The sequence below is a fragment of the Actinomyces capricornis genome, assembly GCF_019974135.1.
GTDB classification, from domain to species: domain Bacteria; phylum Actinomycetota; class Actinomycetes; order Actinomycetales; family Actinomycetaceae; genus Actinomyces; species Actinomyces capricornis.
In genome coordinates this window covers 2,153,013-2,179,245 of sequence record NZ_AP025017.1, presented here as the reverse complement: position 1 = coordinate 2,179,245, position 26,233 = coordinate 2,153,013, and the positions used below count along the sequence as shown (strand labels likewise).

Annotated in this window: 27 protein-coding genes; 4 read left to right on the top strand and 23 right to left on the bottom strand. The window is 73.0% G+C overall.

Going from position 1 to position 26,233, the window contains the following annotated elements:
* Nucleotides 1-23: 23 nt before the first annotated feature.
* From MANAM107_RS08855 to MANAM107_RS08810, 10 genes are all read right to left on the bottom strand, one after another.
* Nucleotides 24-839, bottom strand: coding sequence for a F0F1 ATP synthase subunit delta (locus tag MANAM107_RS08855; protein WP_223907516.1), 816 nt, complete (start codon nt 837-839; stop codon nt 24-26).
* On the bottom strand, nt 836-1,423 hold the full coding sequence (gene atpF, locus MANAM107_RS08850; RefSeq protein ID WP_223913016.1) for a F0F1 ATP synthase subunit B: 588 nt from the start codon (nt 1,421-1,423) through the stop codon (nt 836-838). Before atpF ends, MANAM107_RS08855 begins: the two co-directional genes overlap by 4 nt.
* Complete coding sequence (atpE, locus tag MANAM107_RS08845) at nt 1,423-1,632, bottom strand: ATP synthase F0 subunit C (protein WP_124932557.1); 210 nt, start codon at nt 1,630-1,632, stop codon at nt 1,423-1,425. The genes atpF and atpE overlap by 1 nt, the downstream gene beginning before the upstream one ends.
* A 67-nt stretch (nt 1,633-1,699) precedes the next feature.
* Nucleotides 1,700-2,557, bottom strand: a complete 858-nt coding sequence (atpB, locus tag MANAM107_RS08840; RefSeq protein WP_223907513.1) for a F0F1 ATP synthase subunit A — start codon at nt 2,555-2,557, stop codon at nt 1,700-1,702.
* A gap of 199 nt (nt 2,558-2,756) precedes the next feature.
* Nucleotides 2,757-3,206 carry a pseudouridine synthase gene (locus MANAM107_RS08835; protein WP_223907510.1) on the bottom strand — a complete coding sequence of 150 codons (450 nt, stop codon included), beginning with the start codon at nt 3,204-3,206 and terminating at the stop codon, nt 2,757-2,759.
* Nucleotides 3,203-4,594, bottom strand: coding sequence for an MraY family glycosyltransferase (locus MANAM107_RS08830; protein ID WP_223907507.1), 1,392 nt, complete (start codon nt 4,592-4,594; stop codon nt 3,203-3,205). The genes MANAM107_RS08835 and MANAM107_RS08830 overlap by 4 nt, the downstream gene beginning before the upstream one ends.
* Nucleotides 4,591-5,430 (bottom strand): L-threonylcarbamoyladenylate synthase, encoded by an 840-nt coding sequence (locus MANAM107_RS08825; RefSeq protein WP_373314039.1) that lies wholly within the window; start codon nt 5,428-5,430, stop codon nt 4,591-4,593. The genes MANAM107_RS08830 and MANAM107_RS08825 overlap by 4 nt, the downstream gene beginning before the upstream one ends.
* A gap of 53 nt (nt 5,431-5,483) precedes the next feature.
* The gene (locus MANAM107_RS08820; protein ID WP_179901735.1) at nt 5,484-5,969 is read right to left on the bottom strand and encodes a DUF456 domain-containing protein; all 486 of its coding nucleotides are present in this window, start codon (nt 5,967-5,969) and stop codon (nt 5,484-5,486) included.
* A gap of 258 nt (nt 5,970-6,227) precedes the next feature.
* On the bottom strand, nt 6,228-6,944 hold the full coding sequence (locus tag MANAM107_RS08815; RefSeq protein ID WP_223907500.1) for a response regulator: 717 nt from the start codon (nt 6,942-6,944) through the stop codon (nt 6,228-6,230).
* A 112-nt stretch (nt 6,945-7,056) separates the two neighbouring features.
* Entirely contained in the window at nt 7,057-8,412 is a 1,356-nt protein-coding gene (locus MANAM107_RS08810; protein ID WP_223907497.1) for a PspC domain-containing protein, read from the bottom strand.
* Between the two features lie 136 nt (nt 8,413-8,548).
* On the opposite strand from MANAM107_RS08810, the gene MANAM107_RS08805 reads away from it, so the two are divergent.
* The 3 genes from MANAM107_RS08805 to MANAM107_RS08795 all read left to right on the top strand — a co-directional run bounded on the left by MANAM107_RS08805 (nt 8,549) and on the right by MANAM107_RS08795 (nt 12,895).
* The gene (locus MANAM107_RS08805; protein ID WP_223907494.1) at nt 8,549-9,859 is read left to right on the top strand and encodes a hypothetical protein; all 1,311 of its coding nucleotides are present in this window, start codon (nt 8,549-8,551) and stop codon (nt 9,857-9,859) included.
* Nucleotides 9,860-9,931: 72 nt separating this feature from the next.
* Complete coding sequence (locus MANAM107_RS08800) at nt 9,932-12,211, top strand: PspC domain-containing protein (protein ID WP_223907491.1); 2,280 nt, start codon at nt 9,932-9,934, stop codon at nt 12,209-12,211.
* Between the two features lie 159 nt (nt 12,212-12,370).
* Entirely contained in the window at nt 12,371-12,895 is a 525-nt protein-coding gene (locus MANAM107_RS08795) for a hypothetical protein (protein ID WP_223907488.1), read from the top strand.
* A gap of 23 nt (nt 12,896-12,918) precedes the next feature.
* On the opposite strand, the gene MANAM107_RS08790 is transcribed toward MANAM107_RS08795, so the two are convergent.
* The 12 genes from MANAM107_RS08790 to guaA form a co-directional block, all read right to left on the bottom strand.
* Nucleotides 12,919-13,500, bottom strand: a complete 582-nt coding sequence (locus tag MANAM107_RS08790; protein ID WP_223907484.1) for a DJ-1 family glyoxalase III — start codon at nt 13,498-13,500, stop codon at nt 12,919-12,921.
* Between the two features lie 95 nt (nt 13,501-13,595).
* Nucleotides 13,596-14,126 (bottom strand): NAD(P)H-dependent oxidoreductase, encoded by a 531-nt coding sequence (locus MANAM107_RS08785; RefSeq protein WP_223907480.1) that lies wholly within the window; start codon nt 14,124-14,126, stop codon nt 13,596-13,598.
* Complete coding sequence (locus MANAM107_RS08780) at nt 14,123-14,926, bottom strand: ABC transporter permease (protein WP_179901085.1); 804 nt, start codon at nt 14,924-14,926, stop codon at nt 14,123-14,125. Before MANAM107_RS08780 ends, MANAM107_RS08785 begins: the two co-directional genes overlap by 4 nt.
* Complete coding sequence (locus tag MANAM107_RS08775; protein WP_223907477.1) at nt 14,923-16,089, bottom strand: ABC transporter substrate-binding protein; 1,167 nt, start codon at nt 16,087-16,089, stop codon at nt 14,923-14,925. The genes MANAM107_RS08780 and MANAM107_RS08775 overlap by 4 nt, the downstream gene beginning before the upstream one ends.
* A gap of 8 nt (nt 16,090-16,097) precedes the next feature.
* A complete protein-coding gene (locus MANAM107_RS08770; protein WP_223907473.1) occupies nt 16,098-16,931 on the bottom strand; it encodes an ABC transporter ATP-binding protein in 834 nt (277 codons plus the stop codon).
* Entirely contained in the window at nt 16,907-18,046 is a 1,140-nt protein-coding gene (locus MANAM107_RS08765) for an acyl-CoA dehydrogenase family protein (protein WP_223907470.1), read from the bottom strand. Before MANAM107_RS08765 ends, MANAM107_RS08770 begins: the two co-directional genes overlap by 25 nt.
* Nucleotides 18,047-18,995: 949 nt before the next feature.
* On the bottom strand, nt 18,996-19,772 hold the full coding sequence (locus tag MANAM107_RS08760; protein ID WP_223907467.1) for an alpha/beta hydrolase family protein: 777 nt from the start codon (nt 19,770-19,772) through the stop codon (nt 18,996-18,998).
* Nucleotides 19,769-20,164: a hypothetical protein gene (locus tag MANAM107_RS08755; protein ID WP_223907464.1), complete on the bottom strand. Its 396-nt coding sequence runs from the start codon at nt 20,162-20,164 to the stop codon at nt 19,769-19,771. The genes MANAM107_RS08760 and MANAM107_RS08755 overlap by 4 nt, the downstream gene beginning before the upstream one ends.
* Nucleotides 20,165-20,166: 2 nt before the next feature.
* Complete coding sequence (locus MANAM107_RS08750; protein ID WP_223907461.1) at nt 20,167-20,772, bottom strand: DUF4230 domain-containing protein; 606 nt, start codon at nt 20,770-20,772, stop codon at nt 20,167-20,169.
* Between the two features lie 159 nt (nt 20,773-20,931).
* Nucleotides 20,932-21,069, bottom strand: a complete 138-nt coding sequence (locus MANAM107_RS08745; RefSeq protein ID WP_179900204.1) for a hypothetical protein — start codon at nt 21,067-21,069, stop codon at nt 20,932-20,934.
* A gap of 120 nt (nt 21,070-21,189) precedes the next feature.
* Complete coding sequence (locus MANAM107_RS08740; RefSeq protein ID WP_223907459.1) at nt 21,190-22,452, bottom strand: ATP-binding protein; 1,263 nt, start codon at nt 22,450-22,452, stop codon at nt 21,190-21,192.
* Between the two features lie 255 nt (nt 22,453-22,707).
* Nucleotides 22,708-24,297, bottom strand: coding sequence for a glutamine-hydrolyzing GMP synthase (guaA, locus tag MANAM107_RS08735; protein ID WP_179900209.1), 1,590 nt, complete (start codon nt 24,295-24,297; stop codon nt 22,708-22,710).
* A gap of 247 nt (nt 24,298-24,544) precedes the next feature.
* Between guaA and MANAM107_RS08730 the strand changes: the two genes are divergently transcribed.
* Nucleotides 24,545-24,832: a hypothetical protein gene (locus tag MANAM107_RS08730; RefSeq protein WP_223907456.1), complete on the top strand. Its 288-nt coding sequence runs from the start codon at nt 24,545-24,547 to the stop codon at nt 24,830-24,832.
* A gap of 101 nt (nt 24,833-24,933) precedes the next feature.
* Here the strand turns inward: MANAM107_RS08730 and MANAM107_RS08725 are convergent, their stop codons facing one another.
* Nucleotides 24,934-26,106, bottom strand: a complete 1,173-nt coding sequence (locus tag MANAM107_RS08725; RefSeq protein ID WP_223907453.1) for a zinc-binding dehydrogenase — start codon at nt 26,104-26,106, stop codon at nt 24,934-24,936.
* Nucleotides 26,107-26,233 lie beyond the last annotated feature (127 nt).

Sequence of the window (26,233 nt, the reverse complement as noted above, 5' to 3'; positions counted from 1 at the left end):
CGGTGCGGCTGTGCGGGGTTGGGCTAGCCGGCCATCTGGGTGCGCAGCTGTGCGATGGTGCTGCGCACGGTGCGGTCCATGACGTGGCTCCTGACGGTGATGCGCATCCCGCCGATGACGCCGGGATCCACCACGGTGTTGAGCTCGACCTGGCTGCCCAGGCGGCGGGTGAGGATGGCGCGCAGGCGCTCCTCCTGGGACCTGGTCATGGGCTGGGCCGTGACGACGTCGGCGATGGTGCGGTGCTGGATGGCGGCGGCGCGCTCGATGACGCGGCGCAGGTTGCGGCGGGGCCCGCCCTCGGTGCGGTGGCGCACGCACCAGCGCAGCAGGCTCATGGCCGGCGCGGAGATGTGCGCGGCGAAGACCTGCTCGGCCAGGCGCACGCGCGCCTCAGTGGTGGTGCGCCGGGAGGGCTCCAGGGCCTGACGCAGCTCGCGGTCCTGGTCGAGGTGGCCCACGACGCCGAAGAGCTCCTGCTCGATACTGCCCATGGTGCCGTCGGCGTGCGCCCCGTGCAGGACGGCCTCGATGCCCAGGTCGTGGAGCGCGGAGATGATGTCCACGGGGGCGGACCAGCGGCCCCGCGCCATGGCGCTGACCAGCTCCACGACACGGTCGTCGACCCTGCCCCTCAGCAGGCCGGCGGCCAGGTCCGCCTTGTCCTGGGCCTGGCGGCCCGGATCGGTCAGGGGGCCGCGCAGGGGTGCCTTGGCCACCTGGTGGGCCACCGCCAGGATCTGACGGCCCAGCTCCTGGCCCTCAACCCCGGCGGCGTTGAGCACGGGGGTCCATGCGGCCCTGACGTGGGCGCGGGTGGCCGCGGTTCCCGAGTTCACCTCAGCTCCTCCACGGCGGCGCCGTTGTCCACACCCGGCACGGCGGGAGCCTGCTCGAGCTCGTCGAGGAAGCGGTCGATGACCCGGGCGGACAGCTCGGTGTCGCGCAGCTGCTCACCCACGATCCGCTCAGCCAGGGAGGAGGCGAGCATGCCGACGTCGGCGCTCAGGGAGATCTGGGCGGCCTGCTTGTCGGCCAGGATCTGGCGGCGGGCGGAGTCCTGGATGGCCACGGCCTCCTCCTGGGCGGCACTGCGGGCCTGGGCGATGATCTCCTTGGCCTGGGCCTGCGCGTCCTGGCGGATGCCGGCCGCCTCCATGCGGGCCTCCTCCACGATCCGGGCGGCCCGCTTCTCGGCGTCGGCCTGGTCCTCCTCGGCACGGGCGGTCAGGTCCAGGCCCCGCTGGATGCGCTCGGCGCGGTCATCGAGGGCCCGGTAGATCCTGGGCAGCCCGAAGCGCCCGACCACCAGCAGGATGAGGAGCAGGACGACGGCGGCCCAGAAGACCTCGTACAGCGGCGGCAGGATGAAGGCGGTGCCTCCGCCCCCCTCCTCGGCTGCCACGACGATGACGGGACTCATCACTTGACGACGAGCGGCAGGACGAAGCCGATGAGGCCCAGGGCCTCGACCATGCCCGCGCCGATGATCATGTTGGTGAACAGGCGGCCGGCGACCTCGGGCTGGCGGGCGGTGGCCTCCTGGGTCTTGCCCACGAGCAGGCCGATGCCGATGCCCGGGCCGAGGGTGGCCAGGCCGTATCCGACGTAGGCGAGTGCGACAGACGTCATGTGCGGTTCCTTCTTTCTGGCGCCGGGCGGCGCGGGTTGGGTCGTTGCGGTGGCTTGGGTCGCGCCGTCAGTGGCTCTCGATGGAGAGCTTGATGTAGACGGCGCTGAGGATGGTGAAGATGTAGGCCTGGAGGACGGCCACGAAGATCTCGAACAGGGTCATGACGATCATGGCCGCGCCGGTGAGGGCGGACAGGACCGAGGCGGTCTGCAGGTGCATGAGCAGGGTGGTGGTGCCCAGGTAGGTCATGGCCAGCAGCAGGTGCCCCGCCACCATATTGCACAGCAGACGCAGGGTGAGGGTGGCCGGCCGCACGATGAAGGTCGAGAGCAGCTCGATGGGCGTGATGAGCAGGTACATGCCCTTGGGCAGGCCGGGGGGGAAGAGCTGGGAGGTCAGGAAGTGGCCCAGGCCCTGGGCGCGGATGCCTGCGCCGATGAAGACCACGTAGGTGGTCAGGGCGAAGACCAGGGGGACGGCCACCACCGAGGAGGCGGCGATGTTGAGCCCGGGCAGGACTCCGGCCAGGTTCATGGCCAGCACGCCCAGGAACAGGGTGGTCAGGAAGGGGGCGAAGCGCCGGCCCTGCGGGCCACCGAGCATGGACACGGCGATGTTGTCGCGCAGGAACTCGGCCAGGAGCTCCATGAGCGCCTGGCCGCGGCCGGGCACCCGCTTGACCCCCAGTGCCACGGCGGCCACGAGCAGGCACAGCGCCGCTGCCATGACCAGGCGCACGACGACGATCCGATTGATCTCCACGATGGTGCCCCGGCCGGCGAAGGACTCGGGGAAGAAGTCGGCCACGCCCGGGGCGTGGGGGTGCTGGGTGAAGGCGGGCACGGCGGTGGCGGCGATGACGGCGCACAGCAGGATGACCAGGGCCCAGTACCAGCGCGGCGTGGCGTAGCCGCGGGGCGTCACGGCGTCGTCGGCGACGGTGTGCGTGGACAGGATGTCCTCCTGAGGTCGATGCTCGGGGCTAAGCAGGGCTCCCTAGGACTGAGGGGCCGCATCAGGCGGCGATCCTACCATTCCTTAATGACGCCGCCTCACCCGCGGGCCGCGGCGCTGCGTGGTCGCCCGGCACCCGGGCGCCGCGCAGGCCGCCGGGGGTAGGGGCTCAGGCGCCATCGCCGGAGGTTCCCGGCTCCACGGTGAGGATCCGGGCGCGCGAGAGGATGATGGTCTCGGCGAGCATGCCGGCGATGATGGCGGCGATGAGCGAGACCCCCATTACGGTGAGGTCGAGGCCTGCAGCGCGCCCGCCGAGCAGGGCCGCCAGGAGGATCCCGATGCGCAGCAGGTACCCCCCCGCCACCCAGGCCGCCAGGGCGGCGAATCCCGAGCGGGCCATGCGCCCCAGGAGGATCCAGATGGAGGACAGCAGCGCCGTCGTGGCCAGCGCACCCACCAGGAGCGTCGCCAGGGGCCGCTGGACGCCGAGGGCCAGGACCCATAGGGCCTGGGCCGCAATGAGGGTGCCGGTGACCATCAGCAGGACGCGCCTGAGCCGGACGGCGGCCTCCAGGAGGGCCCGGCTGGAGGCGGTCGCGGGGGCGTCCTGGCTCATCGGCGGTCTCCTGGCAGCGGTTCCGGTGCGGCGGGGGTCCGGGGCGGCCCGCCTGCGCCCGGCCGGGCGCCCTGGCCGGCGGGATGGTGGGCGCCCTGGTGGGCGGGGTCCTTGACGGGGCGGTGGGCCGCCTGCGCGGCCGGGGCCTGCCACTGGTGCCGGGGCGGGCGCTGAGCCACGATCGGGATGGCGCCTGTGCCCGGGGGCGCCTCGCCCTGGGCCGGGCGGGTGATGCGGCCGGTACCGGAGACCAGGTGGGAGGAGATGACGCGGGCGTGGCGCGCACCGGTGCGCCGGGTCATGGCCGAGCGAACCCCGGGCATGAGGTCGACGGTGACGACCACGCCGATGATGACGGCGACCGCCGCCCCCAGCACCACCCAGTGCATGGGGAAGAAGGCCATGGCCGCCACGGAGAAGGAGCCCACGGCGGTCCAGATGTACATCACCAGCACGGCCCGCCGGTGGGAGTGCCCGGCTGCCAGGAGGCGGTGGTGCATATGGGTGCGGTCGGCGTGGAAGGGGCTGTGGCCGGCCATGATGCGGCTGACGATGAGGCGGACCATGTCGGTCACGGGCAGCAGCAGGATCGCCAGGGGCAGCAGGATGGGCAGGAAGGCGGGGACGGCCCGCGAGCCCTCCAGGCCGCCCGGGTCGATCTGCCCGGTGACGATGATGGTGGAGGCGGCCGAGACCAGGCCCAGCTGCATGGAGCCGGAGTCGCCCATGAAGATGGTGGCCGGGTTGAAGTTGTGGGGGAGGAAGCCCACGCACACCCCGATGAGGGCGGCCACCACGGTGGCGGCCAGGGAGGTGTAGGACTCCGGGGAGGTGGTGCGGGTGAGCACATAGGCGAACAGGAAGAAGGCCGTCGCCCCGATGCCCACCACGCCGGCGGCCAGCCCATCGAGCCCATCGACCCAGTTGACCGCATTGATAGCCACGAGCACCACGATGACGGTGGAGACCAGGGACAGGCGGGCCGAGCCGATGGTCAGGCCCCCGATGGGGAAGGTGAAGAGCTGGACCCCCTGCCAGGCCATGACGCCCGCGGCCAGGGCCTGCCCGGCGAGCTTGGTCATCCAGTCCAGCTCCCACAGGTCGTCGACCACGCCCAGCAGGCAGACCAGCCCGGCGCCCAGGACCACCGCCCAGGCGCTGGAGTCGATGACATCTGCCAGGTAGGGGACCTGACTGGCCACGGCCACGGCACTGGCCAGGCCCAGGAACATGGCCACGCCGCCCAGGCGGGGCGTGGGGGTGGCGTGCACGTCCCGGGCGCGCACCGGCGTCAGGGCGTTGGAGACCAGGGCCACGTGCCGCACGATGGGCACGGCGATGTAGGTCACGGCGGCGGCCACCGCCAGGATGAGCAGGTAGACCTTCACTCGATCGCCTCCTCGGTCCGCAGCGGCGTATCGGCAGCACTGGGAGCAGCCGTGGCCTCGGGCGGGATGGGAGTGCCGGAGGCGGACGGGGCGCTGGGCGGCGCGGCGGCGATCTCCTGGACCAGGCGCGCATCGAGGACCCCCTCGCGCAGGATGACCGGGGTCTGGGCGTGGGGGCCGGAGAGGTCGACGATCGTCGAGGGCAGGGGGCCGGGGGTGGAGCCGCCGTCGAGCAGGAGGATGTCCCGGCACGGGGAGGCCTGCGCGCCGCATGACTCGGCGTCCTGGGGGCTCTGGGGATCGGGGGAGCCGGCGCTCCGGACCCGCCCGGAGAAGGCGGCCCTGGCCTCGGCGGCGCTGGTGGCCGGCGGCGCCCCCGTGCGGTTGGCACTGGTGACCGCCAGGGGGCCGGCGGCCCGCAGGAGCTGGAGGGTCAGGGGGTGGTCGGGCATCCTCACCGCGATGGTGCCGCCGGTCTCCCCCAGATCCCAAGACAGGTCGGGGGCGGCGTCCAGGACGAGGGTGAGGGGCCCGGGCCAGAAGGTGGAGATGAGGGTGCGGGCGGCCTCGGGCAGCTCGTCGACCACCGCCTTCAGGTCGGCCGGACCCGAGACCAGCACTGGTGGGGGCATGCTGCGCCCCCTGCCCTTGGCCGCCAGGAGCCGTCCGACGGCGTGGGCCGAGCGCGCGGCGCAGCCGATGCCGTAGACGGTGTCGGTGGGCAGGATGACCAGCCCGTCCTGGGCCAGGTGCTCCACGGTGTGGAGGAGGCGCGGGTCGGGGGCAGGGCTCGCAGTGGGCCGGATCGGTTCGGAGGGCGGGCTCACGGCCAGCATCCTCGCACGGATCGGGTGCGGGGCGGGAGCACCATGGGAGCCGGTGGGCAGGGCTACCCGACCAGCAGCGCGGCGCCCCAGGCCGCGGCCGCGATGAGGCAGCCGGCCAGCTCCAGGACGATGGCCAGGCCCTGGGCCTTGATGGCCTCCCAGGCGGCGGAGCGGGCGGGGGCCTCCTGGCCGCGGCGCAGCCACTCCCACAGGTAGACGCCCAGGGTGAAGCCCACCGGCAGGCCCACCACCGGGATGAGGAAGAAGCCCGCGATCCCGGCCAGGCCGCCCACGATGAGGGAGATGCCCGGGACGCCGGCGCTGCTCAGGCGCCGGCCCACCAGGATGTACTTGCCCACACCGGTGAGGATGATGGCCGCTGCGCTGATGGCCAGGACCACCCAGGCGGCGGTTCCTCCGGTGAGGAGCGCCCACAGGACCACCGCCCCCAGCACGACGATGGGACCGGGGTAGATCTGGGTCAGGGCCCCGCCCAGGCCGATGAGGATGGCCAGGGCGATGAGGACGTTGAGAAGGATCGGGTCCATGGGGTCTTCCTGGTTGTCGGTGCGCAGGCGGCCGGTGCCGCCGCGGCATCAGTACGGTATCGACACCGTCCCTCGCCCAGCACCCGCACGGCCCCCGCCCACGACCGGCCGGTCATCGATACGGTGCCTGCACGGTATCTGCGCGGCATCTGGATGCCATCCACGCGGTCTCTAGACGTTATCTGCACGGTATCTGCACGTCACAGGGTACAGCGGTCCCCGAGCACCGCAGGCCGAGGCGCCCGGGGAGAACTGCCCTCACACGATGCGGCGGGCCACCGCCCATCGGGTCAGCTCATTGCGGTTGGACAGCTGGAGCTTGCGCAGCACGGCCGAGACATGCGTCTCCACCGTCTTGATGGAGATGAACAGCTCCGAGGCGCACTCCTTGTAGGTGTATCCCCGGGCGATGAGGCGCATGACCTCCCGCTCCCGGGAGGACAGGCGGTCCAGCTCGGAGTCGGCCACCGCCACCTCCCCCGCCCCGGCCCCGAAGGCGTCCAGGACGAATCCGGCCAGTCGGGGGGAGAAGGCGGCGTCCCCCGCGGCCACACGGCGCACCGCCTGGGCCAGGTCCTCGGTGGAGATCGCCTTGGTGACATACCCGCGGGCCCCGGCCCGAATAACCCCGACGACGTCCTCGGAGGCATCGGAGACCGATAGTGCCAGGAAGCGGGTGGCGGGCACATCGTGGCAGGCGGCCACCACCTCGGCCCCTCCCCCGCCATTGCCCCCCGGCAGGTGCACGTCGAGCAGGACGACATCGGGCTGGAGGGCATGGACGGCGGCGATGGCGCCCTCGACGTCGTCGGCCTCGGCGACGACGTCGAGATCCGGGGCGTGGGCGGTCAACTCGGCGCGCACCCCGGTGCGCACCAGGGCGTGGTCATCGACCACCAGGACGCGCAGGGCGGCGCCCTCCTGGTGGCCGCCGTGGGTGGCGGCGGGGCCGGTGGAAGGGGATGGGGTGGTCATGGGAACTCCTGTCGTGTTCACTTCTTCCTCGATGCTTGTCAGCGTCTCCACGCTGTCTCCACGCCGCCTCCGCTGCGGCTACCGCAGTGCTTGCGCAGGGCGGAGCACAGCCTCAGTCCGGGGCGGGCAGGACCAGGCGGACCTCGGTGCCCCGCTCCAGGCGGCGCAGGTGGGCCTGGCCCCCGTGGCGCTCCATGCGGGCGATGATGGACTCCCGCACCCCGTGGCGGTCCGGGGCGATCCTGGCGAGGTCCTCCGGATCGAAGCCCTCGCCCCGGTCGCGGATGAACACCTCAGTGCCCCAGGCCCCGGCCTCCACGTAGAGGGAGACCGGTGGGGCGCCGTGGCGCACGGCGTTGGACAGCGCCTCGCGCGCCGCGGCCACCACCACCTCGGTGGAGCGGTCCGGGGCTCGGTCGCCGACGCACACGGTATCCACCGCCACCCCGTAGCGGTCCTCGATCTCCCCGGCCAGGTCCTGGAAGGCGTCGGCCACCGAGGTGCCCGGCTCGGGGCGGTCGGTGTAGAGCCAGGCCCGCAGCTCGCGCTCCTGGGAGCGGGCCAGGCGGGCGACCACCTCCGGCTCGCCCGAGCGCCGGCGGATGAGGGTGAGGGTCTGGAGCACCGAGTCGTGCAGGTGGGCGGCGATATCGGCCCGCTCGGCCTCGCGGGCCTCGGCGGCACGGGTCTCGGCCAGGGCGCGGTGGGTGCGCAGCCACAGGGGCGCCAGCACCAGGCCGACGCCCACCACCAGGGCACCACCGGTGAGGCCACCGGCCAGCAGCGCCCGCGGCGGGGTCTCAGAGGCCACCCACAGCACGATGCCCACGGCGGCCAGCACCACGCCCCCGGCCAGGCGCAGCGCGGCGCCGGGCCGGCGTGCGGGGCCGGTGAGCGCATCGACCTGGGACCAGGCCAGGGCCGCGCCGGAGACGATGAGGACCAGGGGCAGTAGGACGCCGACATCCCGCAGGCCGCCGCTGCGCCACAGGGCGGCCAGGGCAGCGGCCGCAAGGAGTGCGCCCCCGCCCAGGGCGGTGCCCAGGCGGCGCGAGGCGGTTGTGCTCGCCCGGGGGCGGGAGGCCAGGCGCCGCCGGGCCGGGGACCGGGTGCCCCAGGCCTCGGCCCAGGGGTCGCCCACGGGCACCGCCACCCACAGCAGGAGGTAGAGCAGCAGGCCCGCTCCCCCGGCGAGGGCCAGGACGACGGCCGCCAGCCGCACCTGCCGCACGGGCAGGCCCAGGTGGGCCCCCACCCCGGCGCACACCCCGGCGATGAGGGCGGGCCGGCGGGAGGAGGCGGGCTCGGGCCTCGGGACGTGGGGCGGCGCAGCTGCCAGGCGCCGCCCCGGGCGCCTGAGCGCCAGGCGCTGGGAGGCCGGGGCATCGGGGGCGGACGGCGCAGGGCCGGCGGCGGGGCCCTGTGGACCGGCCCGCCCCGGAAGGCGGCCGGGCTGCGTCGTCGTCATGGCCTCATCATGCCCCCATCCCGCCGCGATGCGGGTCCTCAGGGGGCTCGATCAGGGGAGGAATCCCCCGATATCCGGGGCCGATCAGGGTGTTCCCTGATCGCGCGCGCCCCGGGGCGCAGCGCAGGATGACGACATGGATGCCAGCGCCCCGTACCACTCCACTCCCTCCGCCCCCGCACCTCCGGCCCACGACACCGGCCCGGGCGGGCCCTCGCTCCCTCAGCGACCCGCCCCGATGAGGCGCAGGGGGCCCGCTCGACGCCTGAGCCTGGTCGTCCTGGCCCTATCCCTGCTGGCCACGGCCCTCATCGGCCTGCTCCTGACGCGCGGCGCCGTTGGCCTGGTCAACGGGGGCCTGCTCCTGCTCGGAGTGCCGGTGGGGATCCTGGGGGCCGGGATCGTGGCCAGTGGGGTGGGGCGCCGTCGCGGCGGCTGGATGAGCCTGCTGGGCTGGCCCGCCCTGCTGGTGGCCCTTCCCGTCCTGGCCGTGGGCGCCGCAGTGCCCGCCGCCGTGCGGGCCATCCCGGTCAACAGGATGGAGGAGGCGGTGGGACGGACCACCTACACCTGGCAGGACCTGGTCGAGGCCGGCGAGGGCACCGGCCGGGAGCTGCCGGTGATGGCCGGGGGCCAGGTCATCCTCGACCTGCGCGAGATGCCGCAGGAGGCCCCGGCGCTGAGCACGATCGACCTGGAGGTCGGCGTGGGTGAGGTGCGGATCCTCACTCGCGAGGATGCTCCCATCGCGGTGGAGGCCGAGTCCTCCATGGCGTGGTTCTCGGCCCGCGCTCCCCGGGTCTGGTCCATGGACGGCACGCGGGCACGAGGCACCACGGGGCACGACGGCTGGGATACGTGGGATATGGGCCCGCAGGAGGTGTGGGATGAGGAGGAGTACACGGTGGACGGCGCTCCGGCCCGGATCTCCACCACCTCCAGCGGCGCCCCCCTGCGCTCGGCGACCCTGCGCTCTCCGACCGCGCAGTCCGACGGACCCGCCCTGACGGTGCGGGCGCGCCTGGGCGCAGGCCAGGTCACCGTCGTCGGCCCCCAGGAGGTGACCTGGGCGGGGGACGCCGCCCAGGAGGTGTGGGTCGTGGAGTACTGGCGCGATGAGACCGGGCGGATCCATCTCGATGACCATGATCTCGTTGTCCCGGGCATGACCCACCCGGCGATCAGTGCCCGCAGGGCGCAGCAGTGCGTGGACCGGGCCCGCGGCATCTCCTCGGGCTCCGCCGATGGGGACGCCGATGAGGACCGGGATCGCCCCGGCCGCGACTGGGATGCGTGGGGGGACCTCGACGAGCTCACCGCCGAGCAGCGGCAGGCCTACCGCGACTGCGCGCAGCAGGCCGCCACGGACCGGGAGCAGGCGGCCGCCGCCACCCCGGCACCCGGCCCCACAGCCGGCCCTTTGCCGTCGGCCGGCGCCACGCCCTGAGGCCGCGACCCCCGGACACCCCAGCGATCCCTGACCCATGATGAGAGCAACGACACCCTTGAGGAGCCAGCCATGAGCGCCGATGACCCCCAGCCCCCCTCCCCCGGCGACGGCGGCAGCACCGAGCGACGCGACGGCGCGGATCGGGGCGCACCGCCCTCTCCGCCGCCCCACCAGTCGGCCGATCACCCGGCCCAGGACCACCAGGCGCCCCCCGGGCACCATGAGGAGCCGCACCGCCCGCAGGAGCAGTCGGGCCCGGGCGGTCAGGTCCCCCCGGGCAGGCAGGCGCCCGGTGACCCGCGGATCAACCCCTTCGCCACGGCGCCCGGCGATCCGGGAGGCCCGGGCCGGGGCCGCTCCCCGGAGGCGCTCGGCGGCTTCTTCGCCTCGATCCGACGCTCCGGCCTCGTGCGCACTCAGGAGCGCTGGGTGGGCGGGGTGGCCGGGGGCGTGGCCCGCCGACTGGACGTCGACCCGGCGCTGGTGCGCTGCGTGTGGGTCGTCATCACCGTGTTCTCCGGGCTCGGCCTCATCGTCTACGGCCTGGCCTGGGCCCTCCTGCCCGAGGAGTCCGATGGGCGCATCCACGCCGAGCAGGCGCTGTCCGGGGACTTCGATGCGGGTCTGGCGGGGGCGATGGGGGCGGTGGCGATCGGCCTGCCCCTGCTCGACGGCGGGCTCGTCCCCACCTGGTATGTCGATGCCTGGGGCCTGCCCGTCTTCGGCGGCCTTGTGTGGGGCTTTTTCTGGATCGGCGTCCTCGCCCTGGTGATCGTGGGCGGCATCAACTACTCCAGGGGCCGCGGGCACCACGGCCCCAGCGGCTCCAGCGCCGCGGAGCGCCCGGCGCCCTTCGGCGCGCCCGCACCGGGCCCCATGCCTGCCGCATACCCTGGTCCTGGCGCGCACCCCGCGTCCACGGCGCACCCCGCCTCCGCCGCGTCCTGGGCGCCCGGGGCCGTGACCGGGCACCAGCCGCCCGGCGGGGCGGTTCCGCCTCCCGGCGCCGCCCCGCACAGCACCGCCTCTCCCGGTGCGACCGGCCCCGGTGCGCCGCCCCGCACAGCACCGGGCCACCTACCGGGGTACAGCCCCCGCCCGCATGCGGTCCCCCACCAGGCGGCCTACGCCGTCCCCCGGCCGGTGCCCCGGCCCCCGCGCCGCCCGGCCCCGGGCCGGGGCACCGGCCTGGCCGTCCTGGGGCTGACGCTCCTGGCCTGCGCGGCCGCGCTGCTGGCGATCAGCACCGGAGCCCTTGGCGCCGGGCAGGCCGTGGTGTGCCTGACCGGGGCGGTGCTCATCATCCTGGGCGGGGCAACAGTCCTCAGTGCGCTGCGTCGTCGACGGGGCGGCTGGATCGCGGCTATGGGGGTTCCCATGCTGCTGCTCGCGGTGCCCGCCCTCGTTGCGGGCCTGGTCCTCCACAGCCATACCCACTGGCGGGACGACGGTGGGATCCTCGGCGGCAGCGAGACGGTCTACACCTGGGCCGACCTGAGCTCCGGAACCGCGCCGCTCCAGGATCTCAAGCGCGGCGCGGGCAGTATCGTCCTGGACCTGCGGGACATGCCCGAGGACGCCACCGGTGCGCACAGCGTGTCAGTGGAGATGGCCGCGGGCCGGCTGCAGGTCCTGACCCACCCCGGCCGCTCCCTGCGCATCACCTCCGAGGCCGGGGCGGGCGAGTTGAGCGCTGACCTCCTGAGCCAGTGGAGCACCACGGGCGGCAACAGCATCTCCGATCTCAGGCTCCAGGCCTCTCAGACCGAGGACCACACGCTGTCCGGAGAGCGGATCACCCGGTACACCGCGGAGTCGACCGGAGCGGGACGGGAGGTGGCGCTGACCTCGCCTGCGGCGCAGACGGCCGGCCCCGTCCTGACCATCGACACCGAGATGGCGGCGGGCACGATCGAGATCACCGAGGTGCCAGAGGAGACCACCTGGACCGGTGACCCCACCCAGAGGACCTGGGTGGTCAGCACCTGGACCGACGCCGACGGCGCACAGCACCACGGACGGGGCGTCTCGCCCGTGCCCGGCATGGAGCATCCCGCGATCGGCACCGACGTCGCTGCCTCCTGCCTGGAGGGCACGAGCCTGGAGGACCTCGACGACAGCGACGCCTGGGAGGACCTCGACGAGCTCTCCACAACCGAGCGCGAGCGCTATGAGGCCTGCGTCTCCCACAGGGTGCTGGAGGAGGGCGCCCCCTCCTCGGATGGCTCCAGCAGCCCGGGGCCGAGCGCGCAGCCCAGCGACGCACCCAGCACGGAGCCCAGTGCGGAGCCGAGTGCGGGGTCCAGCCAGTCGGCCTCCGCCGAGCCCTCGGCCTCACCGACCCGGTAAGGCCGTCCCACGGGGCCCACCACGCGATCCGAGGAGTCCGCAGATCGACACGGGCCCCACAGGCGCACGCCCCAGACCCACCGGCAGACCCACTAACAGCCCCACAGACATCCCCACAGACATCCCCACAGACAGCCCCACAGACAAGGAGTGAGGACCATGAGCCAGACGCATGAGAGCCGCGGCCAGCAGCAGGCGCCCGAGGCCGAGCCGACCACCGAGATGAGTACTGAGATGGACTCTGACGTGACCGCCGGGGCGGGCATGTCAGAGCAGCAGAGCAGCCGGGAGGCCCAGACCTCCGTCCTGCCCACGAGCCCGCATAAGCCGGCGGGGGCCGACGGTCAGCAGTCCCCCGACGGCCCGGCCCGCAGCATGGGCAAGGACGGGGCGCGCCAGGCGCCGCAGGGCCCCGGAGTGCCGCTGGGCGGGCCGGATCCCCGGGCGCAGGATGGCGTGTGGTCGGCCAGGACCGTGGCCGGCGCAGGCACCGCCGAGCCTCAGGGGATGAGCCCGGCCACGCTCGTGTGGGGCACGATCCTGCTGCTGGTGGGGGTCTTGCTGGTGGTGATCGGCCTGGGGGTGCGCGTCGATCTGGTGACCACCGGCATCGTCATCCTGGCGGCCGTCGGCGTGGCACTGCTGGTGATGGCCCTGCTCCCCCGGCGCGGGTCCCGCTCCTGAGCCCTGCGCCCGCCAGGAGGCTGTCAGCCCTGGTAGACGATGGCGGTCTTGAGCGCCTCCACCGCCTCGTCCCCCAGGTAGTGGCGCACGATCTCCAGTCCGAAGTCGATGGCGGTGCCCATGCCCCGGGAGGTGATGATGCTGCCGTCGATGACGACGCTCGCCTCGCTGGTGCGGGCACCGTGGTCGGCCAGGACGCCGAGGAAGCCGGGGTTCGACGTCGCCTCACGGCCCTCCAGGAGGCCCAGTTCGGCCAGGATGGAGGGGGCGGCGCAGATGGCCGCCACCGGGCGGCCGGCCTCCACGCGGGATCGGACCTCGTCCATGAGGGGCCGGCAGGCCTTGAGGTTGGGGGTGCCGGGCAGGCCACCGGGCAGGACGAGCATGTCGTAGTCGGCCAGGTCGGCCTCATCCAGGGTGCGGTTGCAGGTGACGATGATGTTGTGGGAGGACACGACGCTGCGGTCCTGGGTCACCGAGATCATGTCGGTGGCGATGCCCGCGCGGAAGAGCAGGTCCACCACGGCCAGGGCCTCGACCTCCTCCAGGCCGGGGGCGATGAAGACCGCCACTTTCTTGTCGGTGGTCGCCTGGAAGTCGGGCATGGCTCCTCCTGGGTGATGGCGCGTCGGGCGGCCGGTGGGCTGTCCGTGCACCTTATGCCGCCGCGCTGCCACGGGGAAGTCCCTGTGCTGCGGGCTCAGCCGCTCAGCGCCAGGAATCGGATGAGCTCACGGGAGGAGGCCTCCACCCGCCGTCCCAGCTCAGGGCCGGGCTCCTGATCCTGCCACTCCCCCGAGGTGACGAACAGCACGCTGGGCAGGACGACGGCGCGCAGGGAGGCGAGCATCGGGCGCAGGCTCTGATCCAGGACCAGGGTGTGGCGCCGGGTGCCGCCGGTGGCGCCCATGAGCGTGGGCACGCCCCTGAGCGCGTCTCGTGGCAGCGCATCCAGGAAGCACTTGAGCAGGCCGGAGAAGGAGGCGTTGATCGTGGGGGTCAGCAGCACCAGGGCGTCCGCCGCGCTGACCAGCCTGGTGGCCTGTTGGACCGCCACGGTGTCCTCGCCCGTGGTCAGGGCTGCGACCAGCTCGGTGGCGATGGTGCGTACCTCAAGGTGCTCGGCGGTGGTGCCCGGCCGCTGGCGCACCACCTCCTGGGCGATGAGGCGCCCCAGGCGGCTCGTCCCGGATGCGGGTGCGTGCCCCGCCGATACGACGACCAGTCTCATGAGCGCTCCTGCCTTTCGCGTCGAGTCGCCAGCGCCCAGCGGGCGACGGAGTCGATGAGGTATCCCAGGGTCCCGATGACCACGATGAGGGCGGTGATGTGGTGGTAGGCCAGCTGGTCCTTGGCGTTCATGATCTGGTAGCCCAGGCCGGAGGTCACCCCCAGCATCTCCGCGGGCACGAGCACCACCCAGGCGATGCCCAGTGCCTGGCGCACCCCGGCCAGCAGGGCGGGACGGGTGGTCGGCCAGGTCACCCGCCGCAGTGCCTCGGTGCGGGTGGCGCCCAGGGAGCGGGCCACGGCCAGGTGGCTGGGATTGACCCGGCGCACGCCGTCGGCCACGGAGCTGAGCACCGGCCACACGGCCCCGGCGGCCACCAGGGCCACCACGGGCGGATCGCCCACGCCGAAGGCGATGATGACCACCGGCGCCCAGGACAGTGGCGAGACCATCCGCAGGAACAGCAGGGTCGGGGCCGCGGTGCGCTCCACCGGAGGCCAGGAGCCGACGAGCACTCCCCCGGCGAATCCCACCGCCACCGCCAGGGCCAGCCCGCACAGGAGGCGGAAGACGCTGGAGGCGGCGGCGGTCAGGAGCACGCCGTCGGCGGCCAGCTCCACCAGGCCGGTCAGGGTCCTGGTGGGCGAGAACTGCTGGACCAGAGGACGGGAGCTGAACAGGATGTCGGTGGCCAGCCACCACAGCCCCACGGTGGCGGCCACGCCCGCCACGGGGGCCAGGAGCCGGGCGGTGGGCGCGGCCAGGTGGGGCCACGGGCGGTGGGCGGTCGTGGTGCTCATGGGCCGACCTCCTCAGTCCTGTGCGGCACGGGCGTGCCCGCGCGCTCCAGGGCCGCGCGCACGAAGGCGTCGTCCACCAGCTCGCGGTGGGCGCGGGCCGGATCCAGGCCCTCCAGGAAGGAGCGATCGCCGTCCACGGCGGTCTGGCCCAGCATGTCCACCAGGGTGGTGGTGTAGGACTCGTGCGGGAAGGCGCTGAAGCCCAGCCTCTGCCCGTGCCAGTCGGGGTGGCCGGCCCAGGCGGGTGCGGGGCGCTCCAAGGCGCGCTCGACGGCGGGGCGGGCCTGGGGCAGGTAGCCCGCACTGGTGAGCACGGAGGCGGCCCGGCCCCGGTTGTCCTCCAGCCAGGCCTGGGCGGCGATGAGCCCGTCGACGACGGCCTGGACCGCCCGGGGCGAGGAGTCGATGAGGTCCTGGCGCACCACCAGGCCGCAGCAGGCATGGTCCCGCCACACATCGCCCAGGAGCCTGCTCACATGGCCCACCCCCTGGATCTCGGCCACCGCCCCGAAGGGGTCGGCCACGGTGAAGCCCGCGATGGCACCGCTGGCCAGGCCCGAGACCATCTCGGCCGGGGGCATGACCACCAGCTCGACCTCCTGGGGCCCGGCAGTGGTGCCGATGACCGGCCGCAGTCCCCAGGAGCCCAGGAGCCGCTGGGTGATGACGGAGTGGATGGACCACCAGTACGGCACCGCCAGCCGGCCGCCGGCCAGCCCGGCCGCCTGGGCCTGCGGGTGAGCACCGGTGCTCGGCTCTGGGCCGGCGGTGACCATGCAGGAGCCATTGGTGTGCCCCCAGGCGATGACCCGGATGGGGGCGGAGGCGGCGAACCTGAACTGCAGTGCCATGGGCATGAGCATGTGGACCACATCGACCTCGCCCACGAGGATGGCCTGGCCCAGGGCGTCCCAGGAGCGGAAGAGGACCGGGGGCGCCGAGGCCACCCCCGCGGCCGCCCACAGGCCGCGCTCGTGGGCGATGAGGAGGGCGGAGGCATCGGTGATCGGCAGGTACCCGACCCGCAGAGGCCGTCCCAGCAGGCTGCCGGCACCCTGCCGGGGCGGCGCCACGGAGCGCCAGGCGCCATAGCCCCCCAGGGCGACCACCGCCGAGGCCGAGCCCAGTCGCCCCGCCAGGGCGAGGATGTCGCGTCGTCTCATCGTCCTACCTATCTGCGCTCATCAACGGGCTCGTCCTGGTTCTTGGATCCGTCGAATACCGCGGTGGGCACCGTGGTACCCACCGCCTCCCCCGCCCCGGCTCCGGGGACGGGGATGGCCGACCTCGTGGATGCCGTGGAGTCGTAGGCCTGCCGGATCGGCGTGCGCAGGGGGTGGGCCAGGGCGGCGGCCTGGTCCGCGGCCGGCGCGGGGTTCGGCCAGCGCCCGACGATGGAGCCCGCCGAGATGAGCACGATCTCGTCGGCCAGGACGAGCGCCTCATCCAGGTCATGGGTGACCAGCACGCTGCTCAGGCCCCGTGAGGTCAGCTCCCCTCGCAGCCACAGCTGCAGGTCCGAGCGCGTGGCCGGGTCCAGGGCGCTGAAGGGCTCATCGAGGATGAGCAGGTCGGGGCGGATGGCCAGGGCACGGGCGAAGGAGGCGCGCTGGGCCTGGCCGCCCGAGACCTGGTCGGGGTAGGCCCCGGCCACGGCCGTGATGCCCAGCAGGTCGAGCAGCTCATCGACCAGTGCCTCGTCCGGCTCATTGGCCCGAAGCCGCTGCCCGAAGCCCACGTTCTCACGGATCGTCAGCCACTCGAAGAGCAGCGGCTGCTGGCGCACCACGCCCTCGCGCAGGCGCGCGGCCGGCCACTCGATGCTTCCCGAGCTGGGGCCCAGCTCGCGGGTCAGCAGCCCCAGGAGCGTGGACTTCCCCGCACCACTGGGGCCCAGGACCGCCAGCTGGCGCCCATGGGTGATCTCCAGGCTGATATCCTTGAGCGCATCGACGCCGCTGTAGGCGACCCCGACGTCATTCAGTCGAGCGACGACAGTTCCCACCGCAGGTGTCCTTCCGAGGGTGACTGGACGGGTAGGAAGGCGGCCTCGCGCAGGCGCCGCGCGGCACCCGAGGCCAGGCGGTACCCGCGCCCGCCGGCCAGGGTGGCCTCCAGGCGGGTGGCGCGCACCGCCAGATCGGAGGCCTGGAGGCGGACCTCCAGGATCTCTCGGGCGCTGGCCGCGCCCACGTCGGCCACCAGTGCCTGCCAGCGGCGCCGGTGAGCCTCGACGTCGTCGCGCAACCGGGCAAGATCGGAGGCGAAGACGGCATTGCCGTCCCGGTCCGCGGCGGAGGCGCTCTCGGCCAGGGACCGCTGGATGAGGCCCACGCTGAAGGAGGACTGCAGGGCGAGCATGGTGGGCTTGAAGCCCCGGGCGAAGGCGGCCAGGTCCGTGCTGATCACCTGGTGCGCGCCCACGGCGACGCCGTCGAGGGTGACGCTGCCCGAGGCGGTGGCATCCAGGGCCAGCAGGCCGGTGACCGGGGATACCCGCACCTGGCTGACCGGCACCCAGACCACGATGGTGCCCTGGGGCGTGCGTGCCGGGACCACCATGACGGAGTCCTCCAGGAGCACGGAGACCCAGGGGATGAAGCCGCTCAGGCGCCATCCCGTGCCCTGGGGCTCGGCATGGACGGCCAGATCGCCCACGCCCGCCAGCCACTTCAGCCCGGCGGCCATGGCCGTGGCCCCGAAGCGCCGTCCGGCCCGCAGGTCGGCCAGGACCCCTTCGGTGGCCGCGCTGCGCTCACCACGGGCCAGGTACTCCTGGACCACGCGGTGGGCCCACAGGCCGAAGGCGGTGGTCATGCACTGGGTGGCCAGGGCGGCAATGAGTGCGGCGGGGGCGCTCACGTCATCGGCGCGGGGGCCGGCGGCCAGGCGCGCCTCCACGCCCAGGTCCAGCAGGCCGGCCCCTGCCAGTTCCTCCAGCAGCGGCCGAGGGGTGCGCGAAGCCGCATCGACCTCGGCGGCCCAGGCGCCGGCCTGCCTGATAAGGGTGGTGGCAGAGTCTCTGAGGGAATCGTCGAAGAAGGCGCCGAAGGCCTCGCTGGGGGAACTGCTGACGGAGTCGTTGGAGGAGGGGGTCGAGGAAGCGGGGTCCAGTGTCATGAGTACTCATTCCTGCTCGGTGGAGCGGCTGGTCGGGGTCGGATCTGGACTGGTCTGGTGGGGTCTGGACCGGGACCTGCTGTGAGTGCGGTCAGGGTCGGGTCAGGGACTGTCAGCGGCGATGAGCACCGGCTCGTACTGGGCAGTGCGCACCGCCGGTCCCGTACTCGCCGGGGCTCGCCGCCGGCCAGCGGGTGGATCGGCGGGGAGCGGGGCGGGTGGTCGGCGAGGCGGGCGGTGCAGATGCGGGGCTGTGGTGCTCACGGCCCGGCGATGGCAGGGGCTGGCCTGCGCCCGGTGGGGCGCTGCGCGGAGGTGCGCAGGCACGATGTGGGAAGGCTCTGCGCGGGAACGGTGCCCCGGGCCTGTCCGCCCGGGGCCGGTCGCCCCCGCGGGCGCCTGCCGCGCCTCGGTCCCTCTCGGGGCGCTGGCCCCAGGGGCAGTGCGGGCGGGCTGCTGGGGCGGCGGCTCAGGGCGGTTGGCGGAGCCATCGATGCAGCCCTCAGGGACGGCTCCGGTCAGCGCACCGGCGGGCACCGCAGGCTGCCGGGGCCCCGGAGCCGGGGGCGGTCAGTCGCGCAGGCGGCGCACCAGGCCCAGTGCCCGACGGGCCCGTGGCGGTGGGGCAGGCCGCGGAGAGGGCCACTGGTCCTGGCACCGGCCCGGGGCGACGGGCCCGCCGTCATCCGCTCAGCAGCAGCTGGGCATGGGCTCCGGTGTGCCGGGACAACAACAGGGGCACCCACAGCAGGCCTCGATCATCGCGGCCCGGGCTGCCTGGGGCAGGGCGGACAAGGCACTGAGCGCGGTGGGAAGCGGTGTCATCGTGCTTCTCTCGTGGGTGGGATCACCGGACGAATTGTTCCGGCTCGCACAGGTTAGGCAGGAGGTCCCCCCGCGCTGCACAACGGTCTCACTATCCAGAACGCCACCGTGCTGCCGCGGGGGCTCACCCCTCCAGGATGCCGTTCCAGGCCAGGAAGCCGGTGGTTGTCCTCATGGCGCGCTCCCAGTTGGCGTCCCCGAAGCCGTGGGCGGCACCGGGGATGGTGACCACCTCGGCGTCGGGCAGGGCGCTGGCAGCCCGCAGGGAGACCGACAGGGGCACCGCGCGGTCCTGATCGCCGTGGACCAGGAGCACCGGGCGGCGGTAGGCGGAGAGCTCGGCATCGACATCCAGTCCCCAGGCATCGCGCGCGTAGGCGCGCCCCAGGCGGCTGCCCCGGTAGTCGAACTCCGCGGGCACGGCCTCCAGGCTGCGGAAGTGGGCCCGCAGGTCGCGGGCCAGCCCCAGGGCCGGGTACCACAGGGCCAGGGCGCTGATCTGCTGGGGGCGCCGGGCGGCCGCGAGCGCGGCCACGGCCCCTCCCAGGCTCAGGCCGAAGAGCGCTACCCGGGAGGAGTCCACCTCCGTCCATGCGCAGGCCGCCGCGAGCACGGCCTCCAGGTCGGCCAGCTCGGTCAGGACGGACATGGCCAGGGGGTCGCCGTCACTGGCGCTGCCGCCCCCGCCGCGGAAGTCGAAGCACACCGCCACGGCCCCGGCGGCGGCGAAGCGCCGGGCCATGGGGGCGACCCGGGTGTGGGAGCCCTCCATGCCGTGGCAGCACACGACCAGCGGCGCGGGGGTGAAGGAGGCGTCGTCGGGGATGTAGGCCAGGCCGCCGAGGCGCTGGCCCTCCACGGTGAGGGCCAGGGGGCGGGAGGTGCAGGGGGAGCGTGTCATCGAGCGGCACCATGCCATACCGCGGCGCCGGTGCGCACGCTCCCGCCCGGGCCAGCGCCCTCTCGACGCCGTCGGGCATCACCGCCGTCGGGCGTCGCTGTGGCACTCAGGCCGCAATGAGGCCGAGGCGGCCGGCCAGGGACTCGCCCCCGGTCGTCCAGGGTCAGATCGAGCCCCCGGTAGTCCATCGTGGGCAGGGCGCCGGTGTCCAGGGGCGGTGGGCTCCCCGGTGGGCGGGGGGGTGCGGGCCCCGGAGTGCCGGGCTCGTCGTCGGTGGTGGAGTCGCGGGATGCGCCGCAGGCGGTCAGGAGCGCTGCGGCGCCCAGGGCTCCCAGGCCGACGACGGCGCGGCGGGAGGCGGCAGAGCCGGGGCGGGAGTCCTGGGTGTCCACGGCTACTGGGGGACGGGGCCGTCGTCGTGGACGAACTGGATCGTGTAGCCCTGCGAGCCGGTGGTCAAGGGCTGGAGGAGGCCCTCGATGACGTCCTCGGCCTGCTGGTCGGCGGTGGCCATGAGGGTCTCGTCGTCCAGGTTCTTGGAGATGTCGGCCTCGGCCTCGGCGATCGCCGCCGTGACATCCTCCTCGCTGCTGCCGCTGATGAGCGTGAAGCTCTTGTCGTACATGACGATGGAGCTGGGGTCGATCGCGATCTGCTGGACCGTGGCCTTGGGGATCTCCACCGTGATCTGCTTGCCCTCAACGGTGACGTCGACATCCGTCAGGTCGACGCCCACCCGGACATTGGCCGAGTAGATCATGTTGAAGGTCTTCTTGTTGATCAGGGGAATGCTGCCCTCCTCGTAGCGGATCAGACCGGTGTGGGTGACCTTGACCGTGGTCAGCTCGGAGCTGGTGGAGATCTGCTGCTCGATCCCGTGCGCGGTGATGACCGGGTCGCCCCAGTTCGCGTAGGTCACACCCGCAGCGAATCCGCCGCCCGCCAGTACCAGGGCTCCGGCCCCCACGCCGATCCTCTTCACCGCGCCCATCACGCCCATGACTGCCTCAGCATCCTTTGACGAATTGTCTTCTTCTCTCTTATCGCGCGCTCTTTCCGTGAGTCGCGCGATCCGCCCCACGGCACCTGGGCGCCGTGGGGCGGTCATTCGCCTCGCATAGTATCGTCCGTCGTCAGCGCCCGACGAGCCGGCCCCGCCTCATAGCCCCGGGCGGGCCAGGGGGATGACCAGGACGCCGTCATCGCGCCGGCAGGCGGCGGCACCCGCGGTGAGGACTGCCAGGAGAAAGGGCGCTGCCATCCGGTCGTCGTCGACCCACTGAGCCAGTGAGCGCACGTGACGGGCAGCCTCGTCAGCCCGGGCCTCGCCCGGCTTGGACCGGTTCGTTGCATCATGTGGCCGACCCCCTGCACTCCTGCCCACCGGGAGCCCGCCGCGGGAGCACGGGCCCGGCGTCTAGGGGCGAAGCGCGCTGAGCGGGAAGGTGAGTGCGCCGTCGGGCATCCGCATCGTCGGGCCATTCGCGGTGACGACCGCGGTGAAGACCGGCGCCCCGGTGCGCGCGGTATCGATGTCCCTCACGAAGGCCGCCAGCGATCCCTGGGCAGAGGGGATCTGCCGGGCGCCGAGCTTGACCTCCATGGCGGCCCAGCGTCCGTCGTCGAGCTCGACCACCACATCAGCCTCTTTACCCGCCTTATCGCGGTAGTGGTAGATGCGGCCCCCGTGAAGCTCGGCGAAGATGCGCACATGTTGGACCACCTGGGACTCGAACCACAGCCCGGCTGTCTCCAGGTCCTGCATGAGCCGCTCCACCGAGGTGGCGGTCACCGCGGCGGCGAGGGCAGGGTCGACGAAGTGGAGCTTGGAGGAGGTGCGCACCGCGTAGCGGGACCGCAGATGCGGCGCCCACGCGGGTTGCTCCTCGATGACGAAGAGCCTCTTGAGAGCGTTGATGTAGGCTGCCACCGTCTCCGCCGTGATCGCCCTGCCGCTCATGTCCTTGACGATGGAGGAAAAGGAGACCTCGCTGGCGACATGCCGGGCCAGGGCGCGCAGAAGCGCTTGCATGCGGACCGGATCGCGCCGCGGCTCACCATCGAGCCGGCCAATGTCGATAGTGACCAGGTCATCGATGTAGTCGCGAAGGTGCCGTTGCGCCTGTGCCGTTGTGGCATCAAGGTCGCCGGGCCACCCTCCGTGCACCAGTGCCTCCAGGCACTGGCGCACATCGACGCCCGAGTCGAGCGTGCGCTCAGGCTCCTCGCCGTTGAACAGCGCCATCAGTGAGACCTCTCCCGTTGCGAGTCCGCGCTCGAACAAGGTCATCGGGCGCATCCTCACCCGAGAGATGCGATGGGCCCCCGAGTGGCGCACAGCATCCTCAGCAGGGACGGAGGATCCGGTGAGGATGAACTGCCCCACCGCCTGCCTGCTGTCGATCTCCCGCCGCACGGCATTCCACAGGACCGGCGCTACCTGCCACTCGTCGATGAGCCGTGGCACCCGCCCATCCAGCAGGAGACCTGGATCCAGCTCCAGAGCTGCCCGCACCTGGGGCAGGCCGGAGTCCATGGCGATCTCGGAGGAGGCGTGACGCCGCCCCGTCATGGTCTTGCCGCAAGCCCTCACCCCCTCGATGAGCAGTCCCCCCGAGTACCCCAGGACGTCGTCCACCAATGAGTCGACAACCCTGGGACGATAGTGCTGCCCGGCCATAAGACCCACTCCTTGACGCCTGCTCGAACCCGACTGAGCATCCAGCCAGGGCCCAGTGGAACGTGATGACCTACGCAGATCCGCGAACCGCCGGAGCCCTGCAGGGCGAACCCGGATGTTGGCGCCCACTCAACCAGGAACTTGGCGCCCATTCAACCCGGATGTTGGCGCCATCCTAATCCGGAACCTGGCGCCGCCCCAGCCGGGGCACTGGCGCCGGGGATCACCCCGGCAAGCGCCCGGCTCCCGCGCGCCTCACTCCCACTCGATGGTGCCCGGGGGCTTGGACGTGCAGTCCAGGACCACGCGGTTGACCTCGGGAACGGTGTTGGTGATCCGGTTGGAGATGCGGGCCAGGACGTCGTAGGGCAGGCGGGTCCAGTCGGCGGTCATGGCGTCCTCGCTGCTCACGGGGCGCAGCACGATCGGGTGGCCGTAGGTGCGCCCGTCGCCCTGGACGCCCACGGAGCGCACGTCGGCCAGGAGCACCACCGGGCACTGCCAGATCTCCTCATCCAGGCCCGCCGCGCTCAGCTCCTCGCGGGCGATCGCGTCGGCGGCCCGCAGGATGCGCAGGTTGTCGGCCGTGACCTCCCCGATGACGCGAATGCCCAGGCCGGGGCCGGGGAAGGGCTGGCGGGCCACGATCTTGGCCGGCACGCCCAGCTCGCGCCCGATGGTGCGCACCTCGTCCTTGAACAGCTCGCGCAGCGGCTCGATGAGCTCGAAGTCGAGGTCCTCGGGCAGGCCGCCCACATTGTGGTGGCTCTTGATATTGGCGGCGCCCTCCCCGCCGCCGGACTCCACGACGTCGGGGTAGAGGGTGCCCTGGACCAGGAACCTGATCTGCCCGCCGGCGGCGCCGACCTCCTCGACGACCCGGCGCTGGGCGGCCTCGAAGGAGCGGATGAACTCCCGGCCGATGATCTTGCGCTTGGCCTCGGGCTCGGTGACCCCGGCCAGTGCGGCCAGGAAGCGCTCGGACTCATCGACGGCGATGACGCGGATGCCCATGCCCTCGGCGTAGTCGCGCACCACCTGCTCGCGCTCGCCCTCGCGCAGCAGCCCGTGATCCACGAAGATGCAGGTGAGCTGGTCGCCCACCGCCCTGTGCACCAGGGCCGCGGCCACCGAGGAGTCCACCCCGCCGCTCAGACCGCAGATGACGTGGGCATCGCCCACCTGCTCGCGGATGCGCGCCACCTGCTCCTCGATGATGTTGCCCGGCGTCCAGCTGGCGGGGATGCCGGCCTCATGGTGCAGGAAGTTGACCAGGGCGGACTGGCCGTGCTCGGAGTGGAGCACCTCGGGGTGCCACTGGAGCCCGTAGAGGCGGCGTCCGCGATCCTCGAAGGCGGCCACCGGGGTCTGGTCGGTCGAGGCGGTGACCTCGAAGCCCTCAGGGGCGGCCTGGACGGCGTCGCCGTGGCTCATCCACACCACCTGATCGGCGGGCGTGCCGGCGAACAGGCAGCTGGCGGAGGCCACCGTGGCGGGGGTGTGGCCGTACTCCCGGGTCCCGGTGCGCCCGACCCTCCCGCCCAGGGCCTGGGCCATGGCCTGGAAGCCGTAGCAGATGCCCAGGACCGGGACCCCGGCGTCGAACAGGGCGGGGTCGATGCCCGGCGCCCCATCGGCGTAGACCGAGGAGGGTCCGCCCGACAGGATGATGGCGGCGGGCTCCTTGGCCAGCATGTCCGCCACCGGCATCGAGTGGGGCACGATCTCGGAGTAGACGGAGGCCTCGCGCACGCGGCGAGCGATGAGCTGGGCGTACTGGGCGCCGAAGTCCACCACGAGGACGGGCCCGGCGGGGTGGTCTGCGGGAGTCTGGCTGGTCGTCACCGGGCCAGGATAGCCGGGCGGCCCGGTGGAGGCCCAACGGCGGCCCAGCGGTGGCGAGCCCTGGTGCGGCCATAGCGGCGGCGCACAGGTCACACTTGTTTGTCTGGACAAAGTGCGCGGCCCTCCGTAGGCTCGCCGGCGACGGAGGAACCTCCGCCCAGCCCCGCAAGGGCTGCACATCGCCGTGCAGGGACGCACGGCGATCAGGCCAGCGGCCCTGCTCGGCGCGACCGAGAGGAATCCAGCCATGACCACCACCGTCGCCGAGCGCGCCGCACAGGCCCAGACCCCCACCACCGCCCAGCAGACCGCTGCCCAGCAGACCGCCGCCCAGCAGACCACCGACGCCCAGGCCGAGGCGCGCCGCCTGACCTTCATGGCGACCATCGTTGCCATGATGATCACCGTCGCGACCATGGCGGCCGTCGGCGTCGTCACCTCGATCCCCGCGCTGCTCCTCGCGTCTGCCGCGCTGACCATCACGACCGTGGGCGTGGGCCTCTACACCGGCCTCACCAAGCTCCCCCTCCGCTAATCCACCCCTCCCCGCCTCCTTCCTTTCGACAATTTGCATGAGATCGTACTTCTCCGGGCCTGGAGAAGTACGATCTCATGCAAATTGTCGAAAGGAAGGGGTTAGAGGGACATATCGACGACGGCGCGGCCCCGGATCTCCCGGTTGTGCAGCGCCTCATAGCCCAGGCCCGCCTCCTGCAGCGGCAGGCGGCGCGAGACGATCTCCTTGTAGCTGATGACGCCGCTGGCCGCCAGCTCCACCACGGCGGGCAGGTCCTGACGGGTGCGCGCCCCATAGGAGCCCAGGATCGACTGGGAGCGGCGCACGGTGCGGTTGATCTCCACCCCGGCGGTCTGCACCCCGGCCCCCAGGCCGATGGGCACCATGCGCCCGCCGTCGGCGAGAACATCCAGGGCGGTGGTCCAGGTCGCGGGGATGCCCAGGGCCTCGAAGGAGACATCCACCCCCCGTCCACCGGTGAGCCGGAGAACCTCCTGGCGGGCGTCGTGGGTAGCGGAGTTGACCACCGCGGTGGCGCCGTAGTCGAGCATGGGGGCGAGCTTGTCGTCGTCGACGTCGATGGCGATGACCTGGCTGGCGCCGAAGGCCCTGGCGATCTGGACGATATTCGTGCCCACTCCCCCCACCGCGACGACCGCCACGCTCTCCCCGAAGCGCAGGTCGGCCCCGCGGCGCACGGCGCCATAGCCGGTCATGGCCGCACAGCCCAGGATGGCGGCGGGAACCATGTCGATGCTCTCGGGCACGGGCGCCACCGCAGTGGCGGGCACGACGGCGTACTGGGCCAGCCCTCCCATGGAGTACATGGCCACCGGCTCGCCCTCGGTGGTGGCCAGGCGGGTGGTGCCGTCGTAGAGGACCCCCTTGAGGCGGTTGAGCTCGAAGAAGGGGCCGCACAGCTCGTCTCGCCCAGAGGCGCAGGCCTCGCACTGACCGCAGGGCATGAGGAAGCCCCCAGCCACCCGCTGCCCCACCTCCAGCCCGATGTTCTCGTTGCCGGGCCCGACCTCCACGATGGTGCCCGAGACCTCGTGCCCCAGGACGGCAGGCAGGGGGAAGGCGATGGCGCCGCCCATGACGTGAAGGTCGGAGTGGCACAGGCCGCAGGCGGCCACCTTGATGAGGACCTCGCCCGCCTTGGGCCGCGGGGTGCGCAGGGTCTCGATCTGCAGGCCCCTGGCGGGATCGCGCAGGACTGCGGCCATCATGGTCTCGGGGATGGTGTCGGAGATGGTCTTCTCAGGGGTCTGGACTGCCTCGTTGCTCGTCATGCTCGATTGCCTCTCGGTGAGTGCGCTGGATCTCGTGGTGCCGCAGGTGCGCAGGTACTGGGTCGCGACGACGTCGGGCCCACCGGCAGGCCCGGTTCGCGCCATTCACCGCAGCCTACGCCTTTTG